Here is a 21,332-nt window from a genome sequence, read left to right as displayed (position 1 = left end):
GATTTATGCAGAAAACAATGTTTTGGATTATCACTGCCTCCTGCATAGGTTTAGCTGGCGGCACGGAAGCGTACGCCCAGGAACGGCGGGTAGGTATCGGGACTACCGAACCGCAATCGATTCTTGACGTGGTATCTACGACAAGAGGTGTTCTAATTCCACGTATGACAGCCACTGAAATCGAAGCGATTGTAAGTCCCATTGAGTCTGAGCTGGTTTTTGCCATAACGGACGATGGAACCATCGTAACCAGGACAGGATTTTGGTTCTTTCAGTCAGGCACCTGGAAGCCGCTTACCGACGAAACGTTCGTAGCCGAAAATATTTATACGAATGATGGCACACTTGAGTCGCCCAGGGTGATCAATCAAAACGGAAGGGCGTTGATTTTTGGCCCAAACTTAGTTCACGTCAATGGCAGTTCGGCATCTGTCGGAGTGTTGACCGATGCACCTACCCGTACCATGGATGTCAATGGCGGCTTCCGGACGCAAAGCCTTAATGCCGTGAATAATGTGGTATCCAGTCCGGAAGGCGTCTTAATGCACGAGATGGAGTTTTTCGAGTATGGGGATGTGAAGCCCTCTTTTCTATCGGCTGATCATGACGGGTGGTATCTGTTAAATGGAAGGCCCGTTAGCGAACTGCCAGCCAATGCACAGGCCAATGTGATTGAAGTGCTGGGGAGCGTCACCAATCTCCCTGATGCTACAAACCGGTATTCGATGGGAACCACAGCGGCACCTGGAACTACTACCGGAAGCAACGCTGTTGTGCTGGCGCGTGCAAACTTGCCTAACGTATCTTTTTCTTACACAGCGGCATCTGCTGGTGCTCACAGCCATACCTTTGCGTTTGAGAACACCCGAATCAACAGCGCCCATGGCGGAGGCAACAACATCCATGTGTATTGGTTGGGAGGCACGTTCAGCGCCGGATCGGACTATACCAGAAACACAAGCACCCTCAACCATAACCACACGTTTTCGGTAAGTTCTGGAGGAAGCGATGCGCCACTGAACATTGCCCCGAGGGCTATTAATTTCAACTACTTTGTTTATTTGGGGCAATAATGGCAGCGGCAATCGGATAAAATACAACGGCAGTAAACTGCCTGACCTTAATAATGAAAAATGCAACAGATCAGACAGCGAATAACGACACTTACGGTTTTCGTGCTTCTTATCGGAAAGATAAGTGTCGCCCAACCGGGAAAGGCAAGCGCCACCTATGACAGGTCTAACGTGGTTATTGATCCGGGTACTACCGAGTTGATCTTCTCCGAAGGCTTCTATCTGGGCCCGGGAAGCGATTGGGAGATCAATGGCACCCTTGAGGTCTGGAGCAAGTTCATTTGGATAGCGCCTACTGCCCGATTGCATGGTACCGGTACGCTGATTATTCACGGTCCCGGCGATAATCTTTACTACGAAGGTTGGGAAGATTCTCCCACATTCATTGACGGCAATGACGGCGAGCCGCTGGCAATCAATATTGAGCTTCGTAACCCGCACAATCTGGTGCTGCAAAACATCGCTGTACCTGAATTCGATTCGCGAGACGAAGTCAGCCGTGAGGGTGCCGGTTTGCGTATCAACGGCCAATTCTTTTTTGGGGTTGACAACGGTGATATTTTGCTGAATGGGTACGACCTAAGCCTTGGTGCGGACGCCTCCTTTTCCGGCTATAATCAACGCCGCATGATTGTGACGGGCAACAGCGTATCCGGACATGTCATAAAAGATTTTGTAAATAGCCAGCCCTTTGTGTTCCCGGTGGGCATTAGCGAGGGCGACTACACGCCAGCAACGCTAGCGCCCTCCGGGGCAGCTACGATGTACGTTAGTGTGCAGGACTATGCGGCCGCAGGCATTGAGCTTGCCGAGGCAGAGCGGGGTATGGACCGCATCTGGCACATTTATGCCGACCAGGGCGTGCAGGCCACCTATACCTTGCAGCACAACAACATTACCAATGGTACAGCCTATGTCGATGCGGAAGCCCGGATCGTACAGTACGCAGGCGGTGGAAACTGGATAGGCGATATTACCGTGGTCGACGCGGAGGGCGTCCACACCCGAGCGGATATTATGGCAGCGGCCGGCATAAACGACGAGGGAAGCTGGTTGACCAAACTGACCGACCAAATAGCGGGGCCTATTGCAACGGATGATGTGCAAGAAGCCACCTCCGGTTCTTCTACCGTAATACTTGTTTTGGAAAACGATGAGCCCGGCAGCGCGCCTATTGATGTGTCCAGCATTGAGATTGCCGAGCCGCCTCGTAATGGTACGGCAATCGTAAATTCAGACGGTAGCATTACTTATACTCCCGTACGTGGATTTGTAGGAACAGATGTTTTCGCTTACCAAGTTAGAGACCTTAACGGACAGGTGTCAACAGCCACCGTAACTATTGTCGTGGCACCGGAGCCATTGCATATCCCCAACGTATTTACGCCTAATGGGGATGGCAAAAACGATGTGTTCGAAATCCAAGGAATGGAAGCTTTTGACCGGGTGGAGATCGCCGTAGTGAACCGTTGGGGTAATGAGGTGTACCGCAGCGCCGATTACCAAAACGACTGGAACGGCGGTAGTTTGAACGAAGGTACCTACTACTATGCCATCAAAACGCACAAAGGAAGTGAAGTGGTGGAACATAAGGGATGGGTTTTGATTAAGCGGCTATAACAATAATAGGATGTTTATGAAGCACAACAGGGTACTGATAACGCTAGGCTTGATCGGCCTTGCCCAGATAGTGAACGCACAGCAGAATATCCAGTTTACGCAGTACATTTTCAATTCGATGAGCGTAAACCCAGCTTACGCGGGTTACAAAGAAGAGTGGTTCGGCCAGCTGGGGCTGCGCAGCCAATGGACAGGACTTGAAGGTGCGCCGCAGACCGGTCTCCTGTCTATAGACGGAATCACCGATCCGATGCACAAACGCCATGGCATAGGCCTGCAGCTCACGGCTGATAGATTAGGACCGCAGACGGCAACGTCCGCTTATGCCAACTATGCCTTCCGGCTGCGCCTGAATGACGAGGACACCCAGCGCCTCAGCTTCGGGATTGCGGCGGGTGTCACCCAGTACAGCTTGGACGGAACCCGATTGGACCCTGTTGACGCGAGCGATCCAACCGTTCCACCGAATAAAGTAAACACCTTCGTGCCTGATGTGCGATTCGGGGTTTATTACTATAACCCACAGTGGTATGCAGGGGTGTCGGTGATGGATTTGTTATCGGGTGACCAAAGCAACAACATTTTTCGCTGGGACAATACGACGACCGACAATATTAGGCGGAAACGCCATATATATTTTATCGGTGGCGCGTTGATCGGCTTTTACAGCGGATTGAAACTACGGCCAAGCGTATTGGTCAAAGAGGATTTTAAAGGACCTACGAGTCTTGACGTGAATGCCATGTTCATTTTTGGCAACCGATTTTGGATCGGCGGAGGGTGGCGTACCGGAGTAACGGTTTTCCGTAAGGAATATCAACGCGTGACGGGAAACAGCCTAAGCAAGCGTAACTCATTTGCCGCCATTGTACAAATTTATGCCACAGAACAGCTTAGGGTCGGCTATTCTTACGATTATGTCGCTAGTCGGCTAAGTGGCGTGCAGAACGGTTCGCATGAACTCACGTTAGGTATTACATTTGGTCGCCATCGAAATAGACTGCTTAGCCCGAGATTTTTTTGACCGGTAGTTATCGCGGCATACGGTAGTGATAAAGGTGGCGTCGTTTTTTAAAGCAATTATGAAAAAGAGATTATTGATGACTTTGTTTCTTTCCTGGCCAAGAATCAAGACATGTTTGACAACGATACTATTCCTGTACGGTCTGGTGGCAGTTGCACAAGAGCAGCCGAGCCTGCGCCAACGGGCAGCTGAGCTTTATGACCGGTACGAATATGCGGCGGCGGCGGCGCTCTACGCAAAACTGGCCGACAGCCGGAAACCGCGGCTGGAGGATATGGAGCTGGCGGCCGACTGCTATCGGCAAATGAAAGACTATGAATCGGCAGAAAACTGGTATGCGCGGGTTGTGCGGCATGAAGAGAGCGATCCAGAAAACCTCATCCGCTACGGCGATGTGCTGAAAAGCAACGGCAAGTATGAGCAGGCCAAACAACAGCTCGAGGCTTACGCTGAAAAGACCGGTGATCGGGAGCGGGTTGCTGTTCAGATCGCAGGATGTGACTCCGCTGTGGTTTGGATGGCCAATCCCACTATACATAAACTACGTAATGAGCAAGCGGTGAATACGGAGCTTTCCGAATTCGGCGTGTATCCTGCCGGCGATAAGGTGTACTACGTAGGCGAACCGGATGCACTGATGGGACAACAGCGTTACGGCTGGACCGGTCACCCATTCTTAAGGGTGTATTTGGCAGACAGAGCTAGGGACAATCGCCTGAGCATGCCTACTATAGCAGAGCAGCACATCAATAACGAACCGTATCATATCGGGCCGGTGGCCGCGGATGAATCCGGCACCACTTTGTATGTCACACGGACATATCCAGGGAAGAAAGGAGCTAAAGAAAAGGAAAATGGTCGCCGGTATCAAACAAACCGACTAGAGCTATACATCCACACCAAGGAGGGGGATGTTTGGACCATCGAACCATTCGCTTACAACAATGTGGCAGAATACTCCGTCGGCCACGCAGCAATCAGCGCTGATGGCCAACTGCTTTACTTTGTAAGCGATATGCCGGGCGGCTATGGTGGCACAGATATCTGGTATTGCGAGAAGCGGACGGACGGCGACTGGGCACCACCGGTGAATGCAGGACCGGTGCTGAATAGCGCCGCCGACGAAATGTTTCCGAACATCAGCGAAGCGGGCAGCCTATATTATTCAAGCGATGGCTTTCCTGGCATGGGAGGCCTTGACGTTTTCAGAAGCACGGGCACTAAATCGGCCTGGAGCCCACCGGAAAACCTGAAGTATCCCGTCAACTCGGCTGGAGACGATTTTTCATACGTACTTAATTACGAAAGCGACCAGGGTATAGCGGGCTACCTATCCACGAATCGCCGTGGTGGCGTAGGGGCCGATGACATTTATTCATTCACCTTTGAAAATCCGAAAATCATTATCGTTTTAAAAGGCATAACCGCTGATAAGTCAACCGGCGATCGTTTGGCAGAAGTTGCCCTTGTCTTATTTGATGGAACGCGGGAGATTGTGGCTAAAAAGTCAAGCAGCGAAGACGGGACGTTTCAGTTTATACTCAACCCCAACGAACGGTATACCGTCCTCGGTCAAAAAAAGGGTTACCATGCCGATTCTGCCAAAGTTAGCACCGAAGGGATCACCAAGTCGGACACGCTGGAGGTGGCATTGTTGCTGGAGCCGGTATTTAGGGTAGGCGACTCGTTTGAGCTGAAGAACATATACTACGATTTCGACAAGCACAACATACGTGCTGATGCAGCGGCGATATTAGATGAACTGGTTCGGACGATGCGGGATAACCCAACATTGCGGATCGAGTTATCGAGCCACACGGACAGCCGCGGAAGCGATGCGTACAATATGGTACTCTCCCAGCGACGCGCACAGTCGGCGGTCGATTACCTTGTGAGCCGGGGTATAGCGCGGGACAGGATGGTAGCGCAAGGCTATGGTGAGCGCCGCCTCGTTAACCATTGCAGCAATGGCGTTCCTTGCTCACGGGAGGAACACCAAGCGAACAGACGTACTGAAGTTAAAGTATTGAACTACTAAACTCACCCATGGAAACTAAATTAAAAATAGACACCCGGTAACTTTGTTTTTTTGATACCCTTGAATGATTTGATCCCGATGCAACCTCAAACGAACACGGTGGCGCAATACGCGCAATCGCTTATTCTTGCGGGAGAATACTGCGCCTATCAGCGTCATGACCACAAAAAAGCCATCCGTTTATTTGAACGAGCATATATAGCTGCCGGGCGGGCAAAGAACATTGATTTGGAATTCCGTTCGTTGTTTCAACTTATCCAGTCCTCGTTTGCAGCGGAAAAGCACAGTGCGATACTCGCCAATGGCGGCAAGGCAGAGTATCTTGCCATCAAGACCAAAAACTATGGTGAATTAGCGCACATATTGCGCATAAAAGCCCAAGTGCTCGCAACATTTGGGTTCTGCCAGGAAAGTGCAAGAGAATTAGATCGTGCTAAGAGATTTGCCGAATTTGCCGCCGACGATAATCCGGGCCTATCCGGCTGATCTTGGGCTAGGCCTTCCGATGTTGTTCAAACCTACCTTTCCATTTTGCAATGTCATCTTTACAGTCAGCATGGTATTGCTGGCATTTATTGCACCGTGATCAGCAGCACGTTGACGTGTATGGCGCCCTCAAACGCGGGCGTGATAGAGCCATAATGCACATTTCACACCTACCTGCGGGGCCATTAGTTGTCGGTATCTTTATTGAAGCGATTCAATAAAATTACGTGAGAAGCATGAAATTCCGTTGTGAACCTGGAAGTGGTTCCCGATCCTTGAGTTTGACAAATAGCTTGCGTAAGGATCGGGACGTTCATGCCATTCAGAACTTTCGGTATTCGCCGCTCAGGTATTGATTCGCTTTTTCTTCCCTGAATCTGGCCGTTTTGGCATCCCAATGCAGGGTTTCACCGGGAAAACGCCCGGCAATGGTACCCAACAGAATGGTTTCCGTTAGCCGTGAAGCGTACTCAAACGGTGCCGAACATTCGCCTTTGCCCAAACAGGCATCCACAAACTGGTGGTAGTGCTTGGGGCCTTCGGTATCGTAGTTGCGGATGGGCGTACCCAAACCATGGGCTTGGCTTACCTTCTCGATTTCTTCGGAAATATCGACGTATTTACCGCGGACGATCTTGCGGGGCAGCTGCATAAAGTGAGGCAACAACAACCGGCCCTTCCTGCCCACAAACATAGCTCCTTGTTCCGGCAATTCGTTGTCGCCGGCTACCATCGGATCCAGCGAAACCTTCCCGGTACCCACCGATTTTGCCTTGGTGTTCGTTCGTTCCGCTTGCGCGTCCATGCCCGGCAGCATCAGGTCTTCGTGCTTGGGCGGCGTGCCGGGGCCGTCATACCAAACCCATTTCAGTGAGCGGGTGGTGTATTCAGTACCCGGAAATTCGTAAGTCACGGTATTGTGCTCGGGGAAGCCGAACCCATTGGTTGGCCGGCATTCGTTGGTGATGGTCCGCGGAACATCCAGCCTCAGGGCGTTGTAAGGCGTATCAAAGATATGCACACCCATATCGCCCAGCGTACCGCAGCCGTAGTCCATCAATTTACGCCAGACGCCGGGGTGGTAAAATCCTTCTTTATAAGCAGGCTTGGGCGAGGTGCCCGCCCACAGGTTCCAGTCCAGGTATTCCGGGATGGGATCTTCTCCCACCGGACGTGGACCGTCGTAGCCGTGGTTCTTCGGCGACCATGCGTAAACGGTATGTACTTTTCCGATAATGCCCGACTGGATCAGCAGCGTGGCCAGCTTGTAGTCATAAAACGAGTGCACCTGTATACCCATCTGGGTGACCAGGCCTTTCTCGGCAGCCACTTTTTTCATCTCACGCGCTTCAGACACGTAGTGGGTAAGTGGCTTCTGGCAATAAACGGATTTATTTAGCTGCATAGCCGCCAGGGCAGCAGGCGCATGGGTATGGTCTGGCGTGGATACGACAACTGCGTCGATCTCATTGCCCATCTCCTTCAGCATAACGCGGTAGTCCGAAAACACGCGGGCCCCGGGGTGGAGTTTATGCGCCGCGGATAAATTCCGGGCGTCCACGTCGCACAGGGCCACCACATCAACACTCGCATGAGACGAGATGGCTTTCAGGTCTTCGGCGCCCATGTTTCCGACGCCGATGTGCGCGGTCCGTAAACGGCTCCTGGCCGGAAAAGCTCTCAATAAAGAAGGGGCCAACATGACTCCCAAAGCACCTAATGCACTGGTTTTTAAAAATTCGCGTTTATTCATGACTGGGTGTTGATGCGTTTTATCGCAGTCGAAAGTAAAACTATTGTCCGTTTATTCCAAATTTCCGGCTAATTTTTGCGGCCGTCTACAAGCTCTCGTTTTTTGATCTATAATTTTTTGATCTTGATGTTACGGAACCAGATGGGGCTCGCGTGATCCTGCAGGGCAATGTATCCGGATTTGAATTTGCCGTAATCCGGACTGGTCTTCCACTTGTCCGAATTTTTCTTTTCATACCACGCTTCATCCCACGGAACAAAGGATACGATCAGTTTCCCATTCAGCCAATGTTCTACCCGCTCCGGCGTAAACACGATTTTGGAGCTGTTCCATTCGCCTACCGGATGTAAGATCTTGTTCGGATCTGGCGGATGCATGGCATAGTCGGCACCGGTTTGCTGCAACGGTTTCAGCTCTTCGGGTTTTTCCGTATAGCCCAAACTGAGGTTGTAGGCGGTAAGGTCATGGATACGGGCATAGTTTTCATCATCGATGAGCTGGTATTCCGGCGCGACGACCGACGGCGCCTTGTACCCTTCCTTTACGTGATAAAAAATGCCGCTGTTGCCTCCTTCGGGAAGCTTCCACTCCAGGTATAATTCAAAATTCTCGAACTCTTCGGCACCGTAGAGGATATCTTTGCCGCCCTTATAGTCCTGTTCCTTGCCCAATTTGGTGTCAAAAGTCAGGGTACCGTCTTTGATGGTCCACCCCGGGGGCAGCACCTCTGCGTTGTATCCTCGCCAGCCCTTGGTGCTGGTTCCATCAAAAAGATAAATCCATCCGGAATCCGGATCGGCTTTCTGCGCATGGGTGGTAAACGGCAAAGCCAGGGCAACGAGCATCCACAAAGCACCCTGTCCCATCAACGTTCGTAGTTTGATCTTCATTTTAGCATGTATTCTGTTCGGTGTAAAGATGCACATTGCAACGAGTTAATGCAAATCGATTACAAAAAAGAGCGGCCTCAATCCCCCGGCATAGCGGGCAGGCTGAAACCATTGTGATACGTGTGATTGATCCATTCCCTGGCTGCATCGGCGGCATTCAGTTCGGTAAATTGCCGATCGAAGCGGGGATCGCCGTCAATCACCTCAAATTTATCCACCGAGACCACCTGGATTTTCTCCGCGGGGGCGATGTTGGTAAAGGTCATGTGCTCGCCGTCCCACTCGAGTTCGCGGTGCAGCCCTTGCAGCCTTACGGCCAATACGCCCATGACGACGGTCTCATTGAAGGGACCCGAGAATCCAAAATGGGAAGAGGCTTCTTTCCGGCGCCGGGGGGATTCCTTGGCGGCCCGTATCCAATCCTGCTCGTGTGCGTTGGTGGCCCAGATGTCTCCGTTTCCGCCCGGAATGCGGGGTATCCAGGGGGTGGGTTCCGCAAAATGGGCCATCTCCGTGGCTGGCAACAGGGTCGGATTCATGCCGAAGCAGCCGGTCATGATTTTACCTTTGGTGCCGACGAAGATGATGCCGCCGTTCGGATCGCCCATCATCTGGCCGGGGGCAAGCTCGGCGGGACGTTCGGGCAGCAGCCCGCCGTCATACCAGGTCACCTTCACCTCGGGCATGCCTACCTTATCCTTTGCCGGCCGGGCGGGAAAGGTGTAATGTACTTTCTGCGCATGGGGTGGCGAGTACAGGTTGGCAAGGGTGGAACTGCCGCTTACCTTTATGGGGTATTGCAGTTCAAGGGCCCAATAAATGGGGTCCATAATGTGGCAGGCCATATCCCCCAGGGCTCCGGTACCGAAATCCCACCAGCCGCGCCAGTTCCATGGGGTGTATACCGGATGGTAAGGCCGTTTGGCGGCTGGCCCCAGAAACAGGTCCCAATCCAGCGTGCTGGGTACGGGCTGGCCGCTGGCGGGCACCATAAGGCCCTGCGGCCAGATGGGGCGGTCGGTCCAGCAGTGCACTTCGTACACGTCGCCGATGGCCCCGGACTGGATCCATTCGGTGATCTGCCGGCACCAGTCGAACGAGTTTCCTTGATTGCCCATCTGCGTGGCTACCCGGTATTTCTTGGCCAGTTTGGTCAGCAACCGCGACTCATAGACGGAATGGGTGAGCGGCTTCTGGGTGTAGGCGTGCTTGCCCAGGGTGATGGCATGCGCCGTGACGCCGGCGTGGGTGTGATCGGGCGTGGCTACCATGACGGCATCGATGGATTTGCCGAACTCATCGAACATCACCCGCCAGTCTTTGAACCGGCGGGCTTTGGGGTAGTCGTCAAACGTCTTGGCGGCATACCGCCAGTCGACATCGCAGAGGGCGACGATGTTTTCGGTGGCCATGTTGGCGAGGTTTCGGCGGCCTACGCCGCCTACGCCGATGCCGGCAATGTTGAGCTTGTCACTGGGTGCCACATGGCCGGTTACCTTGCCCAGCACATGGCTGGAAACAATCGAAAACCCGGCGGCGGCTGTGGTGTTGCGAATAAATTTTCTTCTGGACAGTACGGTCATAATTTATGTATTTTAACGTTCTGAATTTCAAATCGCGTCTGTATTTGCCGGTGGCCGCTTATTGACGCAAGCGGTAAAGCTCCAGCCCCTTCCCGTATTCATCTACAAAGGTCAGGTCGGGATGGTTCTTGATGTATTGGTCGTCGATATACACCCCGAAGCTGGTAATGTGGCGGATGCCGCGCTTGGCATAGACATCGATATCTTCCTGAAACACCTCCGGATGCCAGGGCAGCGCAACCGCCGGCTTCTTCCAGCCGCTGAACAGCGATACATCCAGCCAGTACTCAAGCACCTGTGCCGTTTCGACGGGAAATACCTTCAGGTTTTCATCCAGTAACCGCAGGTGATCGCCGTGGGTAATCGTCTGCGTGTCGTTCCAGCCGGTGGCGGCTGTGTCAAGCAGGGATTTGTCCCACCTGCGGTAAATGGGGGCAAATTCCAGGAAGATGCCCGCCGCCGGTTTCACCTTTACGGGCGCCTCGAGGGTATTGACGTAGGCCAGGTGTGCCAGCATGGCGTCGGGATCCACTTCCTTCCGTAACGCACTCACGATAGCATTTTCGAGCAGCAGGGCCTGCTCGCTGTCGGAGTAGGGCTTGCATTCCGGGCATCGGCACATCGGAACGGCATCGTCAATCCAGTAAAAATACCTGCCGGTGGTGGGGGTAAGGATTTTGGCGTACTTCACGGCGTTGTCGCACACGGTTTGGACGGCCTTCTCGGAATGCACGCAGAGGTTGTAGTCGGCAACCCGCTTACCTTCTTCATTCATGCGGAACATCGTGGAGTCTTCTGCGAACAGGCTTCTCGGCAACAGGTCGCCCATGGAATGCAGCTCGTGTTCAACCTCGATGCCGTGCGTTTTGCATTCCTGGAGAAACTGCTGGCCGCGATCGGACTGGATGAACTCGGCGACCTGGCTGGGGGTGATGTGCGTAGCTAGCGTGGTGAGGCCGGCCTCCTTGGCGCGCCTCGGCCAGTCTACGGTGCTCAGGTCATTGACGTCAAGCACCAAGCCGCGGGTCTTGAACGGACTTGCCTCCTGCTTTTCTGCCTTTGTGGAACAGGAAACCAGCACGACGAGGATCAGCCATATGGGTGCAAAAGAGGTCCAAGGGAAACGGATTCGATGGGTAGTGTTCATGGTATGATTAGTTAAAGGGATCATGCTTGTAATTTGTGATTATTGATTTGGCCACCCGGGATTTTGGGTGAGGTTTTTATTAATGAGCAGCTCGTTCACCGGAAGCGGATCCAGGTAGTCCCGATCGGCCTTGAACTGGTATCCGTTGGGCAGAATCTCCCGGTAGTAGTCGATGTACCCGTTTTCATCGAGGTCAATATTGGTGAAACCGGGGTAATCTGAGGGGTTGAACTTCGCGCCCTTGGGCCGCTTGTTGACAAAAAGGTCGTGCGCGCGCCAACGCATCAGATCGGCGAGGCGGTACCCTTCGCAGGCCAGCTCCACGCGCCGTTCCCGGCGTATCTCATTCAGCACGGGCGTCAGCGTGGGGAAATCCCATGCGGGATCTACGGTAATCGAACCCATGACCAGATCCGGCATATGTACCCGCCGGCGCAGCAGGTTGACGGATTTATTGAGGTCTTCCTGGCTCAGCAATCCCAGCTCGGCGCGGGCCTCGGCGTAGTTGAGCAACACCTCGGCGTACCGGAAGATGATGGCGGCCGTAGTCGAGCCGAAATCGGCCTGCTGCAATTGCTTGTTGGGCAGGGCTCCTTTTTGAATCTGGTACCCGGTGGTGGTATTCGCTTCGCCGCCGAGGTGTACGGGCGCCCGCTCAAAAACCAGGTCCTCGTTGATCGGATCGCCCGGGTCAAAGACAATGGCGTCCAAACGGGGGTCCCTATGCGTGAACTCGGTGGTCAGGTCCGCATCGCCTTCGTACAGGGGGCTGACCGCAATGGGCTTCCCGTCGGTACAGAGGTAACTCTCCACCAGCGATTTGCTGACCCCGGTGGCACCGCCGATGATGGAAAGGAACCGCTGCCCGTTGTGGGCATTGAACCCGAGGATGTAACGCTTCCAGAAAATCACCTCCGGATTGGCACCCAGATCGCTCTGGTTGAACAGGGTGACGTAGTCGGCCACGCTGTTGCCGGCCACCTGGTATTTGCCGGCATCCATGATCTGCAGCGACGCATCCGCCGCCTGCTGGAAATACGCATCGGGGTTGGCATTCTGCACCCCGAACGGCGTGCCGGCATGGTACTTCTGCCACGTTCCTTCATACAGGGCAACGCGCGATTTCAATGCCAACGCTGCGTATTTGTTGATCCGGAAGGCCGGCGCATCGGGTTTCAGGTATTGGATGGCCTGATCCAGGTCGGCCAGTATCCGGTCTGCAATGACATTGCGGGGTTCGCGCGGATTGTACAACGCCTCGTCGTCCGTGCCCAGCGGCCGGTCATACCACGGCAAGCCGCCGAAGCGCTGCAGCAGATCGAAATAGATGTAGGCCCGGAAAAAGAACCCTTCGCCTACGTACTGGTCAACATCCGCGGTACGGCCGCCGAGGTTATCGATAACCCGCTGGTAGTTGGCGTGGAACACGTTGATGTTGCGGACTTGGTTCCATACCCATCCCCCGCCGGTCTGCGGCAGGGCACGGACACCCCCCAGACGGGTGTTGTAGACGCTCGGCACCATGTTGTCGCTGTTGTTGTCCCGCCAGAAGGGACCTCCGTCGTGCGAGGACCATCCGGGAAACAGTTCGTAAAAGGGGTTGAGGAATAACTCCAAATCCTGGTTGGTCTTCCAGAAATTGGCTTCGGTAATCGCGTCAAGCGGCGTTTTATTCAGAAATTCACTTTTCTCGCACGACACCAGGGTGGCGAAGAAAGCAAACCAAACGATGTATTTTGTTTTCATAATTCGTTTCTTTAGAAATTGATGTTCAGCCCAAGTGAGAGTGTTTTCTGGATGGGGTACACCTTGCCCCGGCCGAAATTGCCGTCGGTACCCTCCGGATCGAGAAACCGCTCGATGCCGGAAAAGGTGAGCAGGTTTTCAGCGTTGAAGAAAATCCGGGTGTTCGAAAGGGATAGCCGGTTGGTAAGCTGCTGCGGAAGTGTGTAGCCGAGCGACAGGTTTTTCAGCCGGGCGTACGCTGCATTCTGCAGGTAGCGCGTGGACGTTTGCCGGTTTTTATGCGTTTCGGCGCTGATATAAGGATTGGGCCAATAGGCGTCGGGATTATCGGCCCGGTAATAATCCATATGCTGCTCAAATACGCTGGTGCCCCACACGTTGTCTGCATGCCCCCAGAAAACCCAATCGCCGCCTCCCGAAAAATCGACATCCCGTTTTCCTACGCCGGTCCAGAACATATTGAAATCAAATCGCTTGTAACGCATGCCGAGGTTGAGGCTATACAGATACCGGGGGTTGGAATTACCGATGATGCGCAGGTCTCCCGGATTGTCAACGGTATTCAGGCCGGGGCCTATTTCACCGTTTCCGTCCACATCTTCATACCGCACGTCGCCGGGCTTCCACACGCCGAAAAAGCGCGACTGATTGGGCGCCGAAGCAATTTCTTCGTCCGATTGGAACAGGCCGTTGGAATGATAGCCCCATATTTCGCCCAGCACGCGCCCCTCGTAATTCTGGGAAAGTACGCGGTTGGGGTTGTTCCAGCGGGTGATGACCGTCTTGTAGTCGGTAAGGCCGGCCGTTAGCTCGTACTGGAAGTCCTCCTGGATGGTTCCCTTGTACGTGACGCTAAGCTCCCATCCGGTGTTCTTCTGCGCCGCATTGTTTTCCTGCGGCACGCTGGTGCCCAGCGTGGCGGGCAAGGGGTTGGGGGTGCCGATCATGTCGGATATCTCCCGCTTGAACAGGTCGAACGTAACCAGGATCCGATTGTTCATCAGCCCCGCATCAAACCCCACATTGGTGGTGCTGATCGTCTCCCAGGTGAGCGACGAACTGACGATGCCCGGGGCGTTGATGCCGATCACGGGCGTATTGCCCGCTACCCACGATACCTGTGGCTTTACCGGCATGACCGGAAGGTAGAGGAAGTTGGCAACGTTGTGATTGCCCAGGGAACCATAGGAAGCCCGTAGCTTAAATTCGTTGAGGGTGTTCTTCAACGGGGCCCAATAGTTTTCTTCCGAAAGGCGGTAGGCCACGGAGAGCGACGGGAAAAATCCGAACCGCGACGCTTCATCAAACCGCGAGCTGCCCTGGTAGCGGCCGTTGAACTCCAGCAGGTATTTGCCGCGGTAATCGTAATTGAGGCGCGCAAATGTACCCATGGTCGACCACTCGTTCATGTGATCGAACAACCGGGTCGAGCCGGTCGCCAGCAAGATGGCGGGAACATAATCGGTAAGCAGGTTGTCGCGATAGCCCGACAGGTCTTCGAATTTGCCGAACTCACGCTGATGGCCCACGAGCAGCTTGAAATTATGATCCGAAACATGGGTTTCGTACGAGGAGTAAATATTGGCATTCCAATAGTTGTTGCGCGCGAAGGTTTTGGTGAGGCTATTGAGGGGCGTGGTATCGAAGTGGGTATATAACGTTCCGGCGGGGCCAACCGCATCTACCTTGGCGCGATGGAGCGAGGACGTGGACGCTTTGTTGTTCCAACCGTAATCGCCCTTGATCAGCCAACCCTTGATAGGCTCGAACTCGACTTCAATCTTCGTCCAGAAATCGTTGGTGACGTGCTTTTCCCTACCGCCGTCCTCGAACACCTGGAAGCGGGACATTTCGCTCCAGGTACCGTTGGGATACCGTACGGGGTCTGTTGGAAACCGCCGCGGGAAATCGTGCCACATGACCGAGCGGTCCAGGCCGTACCCGTCGTTGGGATAATCGATATCGCTGTTGGAGAACTTGGTCAGGAAATTCAACTGCATCCAGTCGGTAATGGTGGCGCTCATCTTCGCATCGATGTTATACCGCTTGTAGCCTTCGTTGGCATGGCGCATTTGTCCGCGGTGATCGAAGAGCCCCAACGACACATAGTAGTTAAAATGCTGGCCGCCGCCGTTCATGCTGAGGTCGTGCTTCTGGCGCAAAGCCCACGGTTTGAGAAGTTCCTCGTACCAATTGGTATTGCCGTTGGCGTTTTCGCGCTTTGCCCACTTGGAAGGGTCCAGCGGATCCGGCCCCACGGCGGGAATGCTGGAGGGATCCTGCATGTACTGCTTGATCCGGGCTATCACCTCATCGGAAAACAGGGGCGCGCTGCCGGCATTGACGGTCGCGGCGTTGAGGTAGGTCGAGAAATCCAGCGAGTTGACCGGATGGGGTAACCGCGTAGGTGCACCCATGGAGAGGGTGTTGTTGTAATTAAAGCGGGGCTTGCCTTCACTGAATTGGCCTTTTTTGGTGGTGATGAGGATCACTCCGTAAGGCGCATTCGCACCGTAAATGGCCGCCGATGAAGCGTCTTTGATGACCGAAATGTTTTCAATGTCTTCGGGGTTCACCAGGTTGATGTCTACCGGCAGCCCATCAACCAGCACCAGCGGATTACCCATACCCCGGATGTTGAAATTCATGGTAGCATCGGGCTGCCCCCCGGAATTATTGGTAAACACGTTGAGGCCGGGGCTTATGCCCTGCAAGGCCTGGCTCACATTGCCGATCGGGCGGTCTGCAAGCCGCTTGCCGTCTACCATTTCCACGGCACCGGAGAGGTTGGCCTTCCGTTGCGTGCCGTATCCCACCACGACCACTTCGTCCAGGTCGCTGACGGAACCCGCCAGCGTAACCTGCACCGAACGTTGATTGGATACGGTTACCTCCTGGGGTTCAAAGCCGACGTTGCTGAACACCAGCGTCTGACTGCCCGGTGGCAGCATTATCCTGAAACTGCCCTGGGCATCCGTGGTCGTGACGGAGTTGCCGCCCTTTACCGATACGGTAACACCGGCAAGCGGAGCGCCCTGTGCGTCGACCACCCGGCCCGTGATTTCGCGCTGCTGGACTTCCGCCGGCGGGGGTGCGGCCGTCCGGGTTTCGGGGGCTTTCGGCTTGATGATGATGGTCCCGTCTTTCAACGCCCACTCCAGGGGTTCATCCGCTAGGATGGCGGCCATCGCCTGGGCCAGGTCGGCGCGTTCTACCTGCACGCTGACCCGGGTTTGGGCAATGCGGTCTCCCCGGAAAAAGAAGGAGTACCCTTGTTGCAGCTGGATCTGCTTCATCACCTCCCGCAGCGTTTTGCTTTTCACATTCAACGTGATGTGTTGTGCTTTTACGTCTGCGGAGGTCTGTAGCACGAGCCCCAGGATTAAAAAAGCCACTAGCTTCATGATGATGAATATTCGTATTGCCAAAGGCCAAGACGTGCCTTTAACAGATGGTATAAAAATCATATATTTGTATGGTTTGAATGGTTATAATTCAGTTTACTGACACAGTTGCGATAACTGCCGGAGCCATTTCAGACAGCTTTCCGGATGGTGTGGCAGCACCGTCCGGCTTTCTTTGTCCGTAGCCCGCGGTTGTGGGTTTTACGTTTCTCTTTTCATATGCTCGGATTTTAGTTTACTCATTAATGACCAGCAGCTGCCTTTTGCCGCCTTGTTGGGTGATTTTGAAATCCAGCCCGCTTTCTTTTAACATGGCCAATACCGACGACAGCGGTTTGCCGCGCTTGAATACGCCAAAGAACCGCATGGTGGGCACGTTTCCCTGGTAAACCACTTCGATGTCATACCAACGTTCAAGTTGGGCAAAGGCGGCTGCGGGCGTAAGGCCATCGAAATTGAAATATCCGTCCTTCCACGCGGTATAGCTGTCGGTATCGACCGTATGCAGCGCCAGGGCAGAACCGGATTTCGTGGCCTGCTGACCGGGCGTGAGGATGCGTGAAGACCTGGCTTCACCGTCGGACCGCCGGTCAAGCAGTGTTACTTTTACCCGGCCTTCCACCAGGGTGGTTTTCGCTTCCGCTTGATTTGAATAGGCCGAAATGTTGAAAGCGGTACCGAGTACCTCGACTTGCTGACCGGCGGTTTTTACCTTGAAAGGTACCGCCGACCTGGAGACTTCGAAATACCCTTCTCCCTCCAGCTCGACGACACGCGCTTCGCCGGTGAACCGGCTCGGATACCGCAGCGTGGAGGCGGCGTTTAGCCATACCTCTGTACCGTCGGGCAGGGTTAACTGATAGGTGCCGCCCCGCGGAGTGGACAGAGCCAGCTGACTGACAACCCCCGTGCTCAGGTCGACGATTTCTTCCGACTGATCCCGATAGGTAATGCCGTTGTCGCCTACAACAATGCCGGGCCGGGCCTCGCTGAGGCCGATCGTGTGCCCATCCGCGAGCGTGAGGGTGGCCCTGTTGCCGCCCGGTGCCACGTCCTGAATGCTTACGGTTGCCGTTTCTTCCGCTGGTTTTGGCTCGAGAAGGCTCCAAGTTAGGGCCATGCCGGCAAGAACGACGGCTGCGGCATAGGGAAGCCACCGCGTGATTCTCCGCTTGGGCTCCGCGCCGTCAATACGGTCCAGGATCCGGGCGTAAAGCCGTTGTTTATGCTCGTCTTCACTTTGGGCATGGAAGCCGGGAACGTCGATGGGTGCATCGCCGGCATCGTTGAACCAGCGCTCAAATTCTTCATGTTCTTCTTTACTAAGCGTGCCGGTAAGCCATTTATGGGCTAACTCCTGCAACTTGACCGTGTCTACGTGTTTTGCCATATGCTGTCGGGCGCTTTTCCATAGGTACCCCGAAGCCGGCAAATGACACACCGTTTTCCTTAAAAAATTGCAATTTGCTGTGTAACAACCGAATAATTACAACAAAAATCCGGCAAGGAAGGTATCCAGCCCCGTGCGCAGCTGTTTTTTTATGCGGACGAGCCGGGCGTTGACCGCTTTTTCCGATACGCCGAGTTTCTCGGCAATCTCGTGATGGCTCAGGCCCTCTTCTTTCCGCATGCGGTAGATCAGCCGGCTCTGCTCCGGCAACGTGCCAACAAATGCTTCGAGCCGCTGCCGCAGTTCTTCGAGATTCAGGTATTCCTGCATGGAGTCGTCCAGCAGGTCGCCGCTCAGCGCCTGGGCTTCGGCGTGGAGGCGCCGCGTACGCTGCCGGTCGAGCAACTTGATGATGCGGTACTTGACAGACACGTAAAGGTAGTTGTCCAGCGTCGAGGTGAGCTGCAGTGTGGCTCGCTTCTCCCACAGGGAAACAAAAATGTCCTGCACAATATTCTCGGCATCGGCAAAGGTCGCCGTGCGCTGGGCCGCAAAATATAGCAGCTTTTTCCAATACCGTTCGTAAAGTGCGGAAAAAGCATGGGGATTGTCGGTACGTAACAGCGCAATCAATTCGTGGTCGGTAAGGTTTTTGAGTGCTTCCATAACTCTATCTGACGTTAACAAACAACCCGCTAATTACGATGCAACCGAATGCCAATTGGTGAGTAAGAATAGCCCTATTCAACAGTCTTTGTATAATTTGGTCAGTGCGTGGATATGACTATTACAAGACAATATTGGGGAAAAAATTCGAATCTGTCAAGGAGAATCGATACGCAAACGGTTGTGCATTTCAATACCTGATAACCACATTCACCATTCCCGGATTGAAAAAAGAAGGTTCGAACGAGGTGATCAGGCCCCTGCGTTCGTATACGCGCAATTCGTGGTACACACGCTCGCGCAGTACGCCGGTGCCGTGGCCGTGGATGAAGCGGATTTCCTGCTGGCCCTGCTCAATGGCTTTATCCAGCGCAGCACGCATACGCTCGATGCTCAGTTGCACCATGTCATCGCCACTGAGTCCCGACGTATTGCGCATGAATGCCCGGAGATGCAAATCGACTTCCTGTACGGGTGCCATGGTACAAAGGTAGGAAGATGCTGTGTCATCAAATCTTCAGGTTTTAAAAAATTCCTTGCACCGGCGACCAAACCCTGTTACTTTTGCTAACACTGTTAGGTAAAAAGCAAATGAGCATTATTGCGGCACGGAGAATACGGGAAAAAGAGGCCATGCGGGCCAATATCCTCAGCACGGCATGGCAGATCGTGAAGGAGGATGGCTGGCAGTCGCTTTCCATCCGCAAGATTGCCGACGCGATCCAATACAGTGTGCCCGTGATCTACGATTACTTTGAAAACAAGGAGGCCATCCTGCTTGAATTTGGTAAACAGGGGTTTGAGCGGGTCATTGCCAAACTGACCGCAGCGAAAGCCAGTTCTACGGATCCGGCAGAACAGCTCAAGGCCATAGCCGACGCATACTGGGCATTCGCGTTCAGCAACAAGGAATATTACCAGCTGATGTGGGGAATGGGTGCGCCGACCTGCGAAATGGATAAATGCATGCCGGAACGCTCGGTCTTCCGGGATTTGGTGATGGCGCCCATGATCGAAATCATCGAAAAGGCAAACCCCGGCGATGCCGAAGACAACGCATGCCTCAAGTACCATACCTTCTGGTCCATCCTGCACGGATTGATTTCCATCAAGATGGTCGCCCCCGCCGACGACACTGAACAGCTGAATAAACTGGTGCTCGACGACGCCATCACCGGATTTATCAAGAACCTGAAGGCTTAATTTTTTTTGCTTGGTTTCCTAACGGTGTTAGGAAATATAATAGCGATAGGAAATAGAAGATTAATAGTCAATTACATCATCAAAATATATTAATATAAATAATAAATAGACCATGAACAGTAGCTTTTCCATCCACGCGAAATACAACCCGATCCGCTACCTCCTGCCGCTCGCCGGACTATTCCTGCTGGTAACTATCCAGGCGTGCAAAACGTCTTCCGGCAGCGAGCAGATGGCAGATACGCCGCAGCGCCTGCCGGTATTGACCCTGCATCCGCAGACGGCCACCACGTATGACGAATACCCGGCATCCGTAGAGGGCAGCAAAGACATCGAAATACGGCCGCAGGTTCACGGCCAACTGGAGCACATTTACGTAGACGAAGGGGCGTATGTGCAACAGGGACAGCCGCTCTTCCGCATCAACGCCCGGGTGTATACCGAGCAGCTGAACAACGCGAAAGCGACCCTGGCCGCAGCCGAAGCGAACCTGACGAATGCACGCATCGACGTGGGCAAACTGACACCCCTGGTTAAAAATCAGGTATTGTCGGATGTGCAGCTGAATGCGGCCCTGGCGGCCGAACGGGTGGCCGAAGCGAATGTGCTGCAGGCAAAGGCGCTGGTAGAGAGTGCACAGATCAACCTGGGCTATACGGTGATATCAGCCCCCGTGTCGGGCTACATTGGCCGCATTCCGTTCAAGATGGGCAGCCTGGTGGGCACGACCACGCCGGAACCCCTGACGGTGCTTTCGGAAATACGCAACGTGTTTGCGTATTTTTCCTTGAGCGAGAACGATTTCATCGGCTTTAAAAACCGCGTAGCGGGCGCCACGATCGCCGATAAGATCAGCCAGCTGCCTCCGGTGGAGCTGGTGCTGTCAGACGGCAGCACCTACGCACAGAAAGGAAAGGTGGAACTGGTATCGGGCCAGTTTGATGACCGTACGGGCACCATTACCTTCCGGGCGGTATTCCCGAATGAGGAGGGCTTGCTGCGCTCGGGCAATACGGGAAAGATCCGCATCCCGAATGTGTCGCCATCGGTGATCCTTATTCCGCAGGAAGCGACTTTCGAGCTGCAGGACAAGGTGTTCGTGTTTGCGCTGGCAGACAGCAACCGCGTGGAAAGCCGCCCCATCCCGATAGCGGGCAGGAGCGGAACCCACTACCTGGTTGAAAGCGGCGTGAAACCGGGCGACCGGATTGTGTATGCCGGATTGGATCGCCTGCAGGAGGGCACCCGCATCATCCCGGAGCCCGTGGCTTCGGACAGTTTGATTGCCCGAGCGGCGCTGTAAGGCAAT

Annotated in this window: 16 protein-coding genes; 7 read left to right on the top strand and 9 right to left on the bottom strand. The window is 54.1% G+C overall.

The features are described 5' to 3' along the window. Positions 1 to 5 precede the first annotated feature (5 nt). From ACFQRK_RS19210 to ACFQRK_RS19190, 5 genes are all read left to right on the top strand, one after another. A complete protein-coding gene (locus tag ACFQRK_RS19210; protein ID WP_379009608.1) occupies positions 6 to 1,073 on the top strand; it encodes a hypothetical protein in 1,068 nt (355 codons plus the stop codon). A 60-nt stretch (positions 1,074 to 1,133) separates the two neighbouring features. Further along, on the top strand, positions 1,134 to 2,693 hold the full coding sequence (locus tag ACFQRK_RS19205; RefSeq protein ID WP_379009606.1) for a gliding motility-associated C-terminal domain-containing protein: 1,560 nt from the start codon (positions 1,134 to 1,136) through the stop codon (positions 2,691 to 2,693). A 16-nt stretch (positions 2,694 to 2,709) separates the two neighbouring features. Continuing rightward, positions 2,710 to 3,717 (top strand): type IX secretion system membrane protein PorP/SprF, encoded by a 1,008-nt coding sequence (locus ACFQRK_RS19200; protein ID WP_379009605.1) that lies wholly within the window; start codon positions 2,710 to 2,712, stop codon positions 3,715 to 3,717. Between the two features lie 115 nt (positions 3,718 to 3,832). Further along, a complete protein-coding gene (locus tag ACFQRK_RS19195) occupies positions 3,833 to 5,755 on the top strand; it encodes an OmpA family protein (RefSeq protein WP_379009602.1) in 1,923 nt (640 codons plus the stop codon). Between the two features lie 60 nt (positions 5,756 to 5,815). Next, positions 5,816 to 6,241 carry a hypothetical protein gene (locus tag ACFQRK_RS19190; RefSeq protein ID WP_379009600.1) on the top strand — a complete coding sequence of 142 codons (426 nt, stop codon included), beginning with the start codon at positions 5,816 to 5,818 and terminating at the stop codon, positions 6,239 to 6,241. 322 nt (positions 6,242 to 6,563) lie between these two features. Here the strand turns inward: ACFQRK_RS19190 and ACFQRK_RS19185 are convergent, their stop codons facing one another. The 9 genes from ACFQRK_RS19185 to ACFQRK_RS19145 form a co-directional block, all read right to left on the bottom strand. Continuing rightward, positions 6,564 to 7,994: a Gfo/Idh/MocA family protein gene (locus ACFQRK_RS19185; RefSeq protein WP_379009598.1), complete on the bottom strand. Its 1,431-nt coding sequence runs from the start codon at positions 7,992 to 7,994 to the stop codon at positions 6,564 to 6,566. Positions 7,995 to 8,101: 107 nt separating this feature from the next. After that, positions 8,102 to 8,884 (bottom strand): DUF1080 domain-containing protein, encoded by a 783-nt coding sequence (locus tag ACFQRK_RS19180; protein WP_379009596.1) that lies wholly within the window; start codon positions 8,882 to 8,884, stop codon positions 8,102 to 8,104. Positions 8,885 to 8,961: 77 nt separating this feature from the next. Next, the gene (locus tag ACFQRK_RS19175) at positions 8,962 to 10,467 is read right to left on the bottom strand and encodes a Gfo/Idh/MocA family protein (protein WP_379009595.1); all 1,506 of its coding nucleotides are present in this window, start codon (positions 10,465 to 10,467) and stop codon (positions 8,962 to 8,964) included. A gap of 58 nt (positions 10,468 to 10,525) precedes the next feature. After that, positions 10,526 to 11,614 carry a DUF4838 domain-containing protein gene (locus ACFQRK_RS19170; RefSeq protein ID WP_379009593.1) on the bottom strand — a complete coding sequence of 363 codons (1,089 nt, stop codon included), beginning with the start codon at positions 11,612 to 11,614 and terminating at the stop codon, positions 10,526 to 10,528. Positions 11,615 to 11,653: 39 nt separating this feature from the next. After that, positions 11,654 to 13,360, bottom strand: a complete 1,707-nt coding sequence (locus ACFQRK_RS19165; protein WP_379009591.1) for a RagB/SusD family nutrient uptake outer membrane protein — start codon at positions 13,358 to 13,360, stop codon at positions 11,654 to 11,656. A gap of 11 nt (positions 13,361 to 13,371) precedes the next feature. Then, a complete protein-coding gene (locus ACFQRK_RS19160; protein ID WP_379009588.1) occupies positions 13,372 to 16,764 on the bottom strand; it encodes a TonB-dependent receptor in 3,393 nt (1,130 codons plus the stop codon). Between the two features lie 235 nt (positions 16,765 to 16,999). Then, a complete protein-coding gene (locus tag ACFQRK_RS19155) occupies positions 17,000 to 18,154 on the bottom strand; it encodes a FecR family protein (protein WP_379009586.1) in 1,155 nt (384 codons plus the stop codon). Positions 18,155 to 18,250: 96 nt separating this feature from the next. Beyond that, the gene (locus ACFQRK_RS19150; protein ID WP_379009584.1) at positions 18,251 to 18,820 is read right to left on the bottom strand and encodes an RNA polymerase sigma-70 factor; all 570 of its coding nucleotides are present in this window, start codon (positions 18,818 to 18,820) and stop codon (positions 18,251 to 18,253) included. 190 nt (positions 18,821 to 19,010) lie between these two features. Next, positions 19,011 to 19,301 (bottom strand): Smr/MutS family protein, encoded by a 291-nt coding sequence (locus tag ACFQRK_RS19145; RefSeq protein WP_379009582.1) that lies wholly within the window; start codon positions 19,299 to 19,301, stop codon positions 19,011 to 19,013. Positions 19,302 to 19,411: 110 nt separating this feature from the next. Here ACFQRK_RS19145 and ACFQRK_RS19140 point away from each other — a divergent pair, with 110 nt between their 5' ends. Further along, complete coding sequence (locus tag ACFQRK_RS19140) at positions 19,412 to 20,023, top strand: TetR/AcrR family transcriptional regulator (protein WP_379009580.1); 612 nt, start codon at positions 19,412 to 19,414, stop codon at positions 20,021 to 20,023. A gap of 112 nt (positions 20,024 to 20,135) precedes the next feature. Further along, complete coding sequence (locus ACFQRK_RS19135; protein WP_379009579.1) at positions 20,136 to 21,326, top strand: efflux RND transporter periplasmic adaptor subunit; 1,191 nt, start codon at positions 20,136 to 20,138, stop codon at positions 21,324 to 21,326. Positions 21,327 to 21,332 lie beyond the last annotated feature (6 nt).

The organism is Parapedobacter sp. GCM10030251, assembly GCF_042666505.1.
GTDB lineage: Bacteria > Bacteroidota > Bacteroidia > Sphingobacteriales > Sphingobacteriaceae > Parapedobacter.
This window is presented reverse-complemented; position numbering and strand designations above follow the sequence as displayed.

Excerpts from the sequence above, each read along its gene's own strand:
- ACFQRK_RS19160 (WP_379009588.1), bottom strand. The coding sequence starts at position 16,764 with ATGAAGCTAGTGGCTTTTTTAATCCTGGGGCTCGTGCTACAGACCTCC.
- ACFQRK_RS19170 (WP_379009593.1), bottom strand. The coding sequence starts at position 11,614 with ATGAACACTACCCATCGAATCCGTTTCCCTTGGACCTCTTTTGCACCC.
- ACFQRK_RS19140 (WP_379009580.1), top strand. The coding sequence starts at position 19,412 with ATGAGCATTATTGCGGCACGGAGAATACGGGAAAAAGAGGCCATGCGG.
- ACFQRK_RS19145 (WP_379009582.1), bottom strand. The coding sequence starts at position 19,301 with ATGGCACCCGTACAGGAAGTCGATTTGCATCTCCGGGCATTCATGCGC.
- ACFQRK_RS19200 (WP_379009605.1), top strand. The coding sequence starts at position 2,710 with ATGAAGCACAACAGGGTACTGATAACGCTAGGCTTGATCGGCCTTGCC.
- ACFQRK_RS19175 (WP_379009595.1), bottom strand. The coding sequence starts at position 10,467 with ATGACCGTACTGTCCAGAAGAAAATTTATTCGCAACACCACAGCCGCC.
- ACFQRK_RS19185 (WP_379009598.1), bottom strand. The coding sequence starts at position 7,994 with ATGAATAAACGCGAATTTTTAAAAACCAGTGCATTAGGTGCTTTGGGA.
- ACFQRK_RS19135 (WP_379009579.1), top strand. The coding sequence starts at position 20,136 with ATGAACAGTAGCTTTTCCATCCACGCGAAATACAACCCGATCCGCTAC.
- ACFQRK_RS19150 (WP_379009584.1), bottom strand. The coding sequence starts at position 18,820 with ATGGAAGCACTCAAAAACCTTACCGACCACGAATTGATTGCGCTGTTA.
- ACFQRK_RS19210 (WP_379009608.1), top strand. The coding sequence starts at position 6 with ATGCAGAAAACAATGTTTTGGATTATCACTGCCTCCTGCATAGGTTTA.
- ACFQRK_RS19205 (WP_379009606.1), top strand. The coding sequence starts at position 1,134 with ATGCAACAGATCAGACAGCGAATAACGACACTTACGGTTTTCGTGCTT.
- ACFQRK_RS19155 (WP_379009586.1), bottom strand. The coding sequence starts at position 18,154 with ATGGCAAAACACGTAGACACGGTCAAGTTGCAGGAGTTAGCCCATAAA.
- ACFQRK_RS19165 (WP_379009591.1), bottom strand. The coding sequence starts at position 13,360 with ATGAAAACAAAATACATCGTTTGGTTTGCTTTCTTCGCCACCCTGGTG.
- ACFQRK_RS19180 (WP_379009596.1), bottom strand. The coding sequence starts at position 8,884 with ATGAAGATCAAACTACGAACGTTGATGGGACAGGGTGCTTTGTGGATG.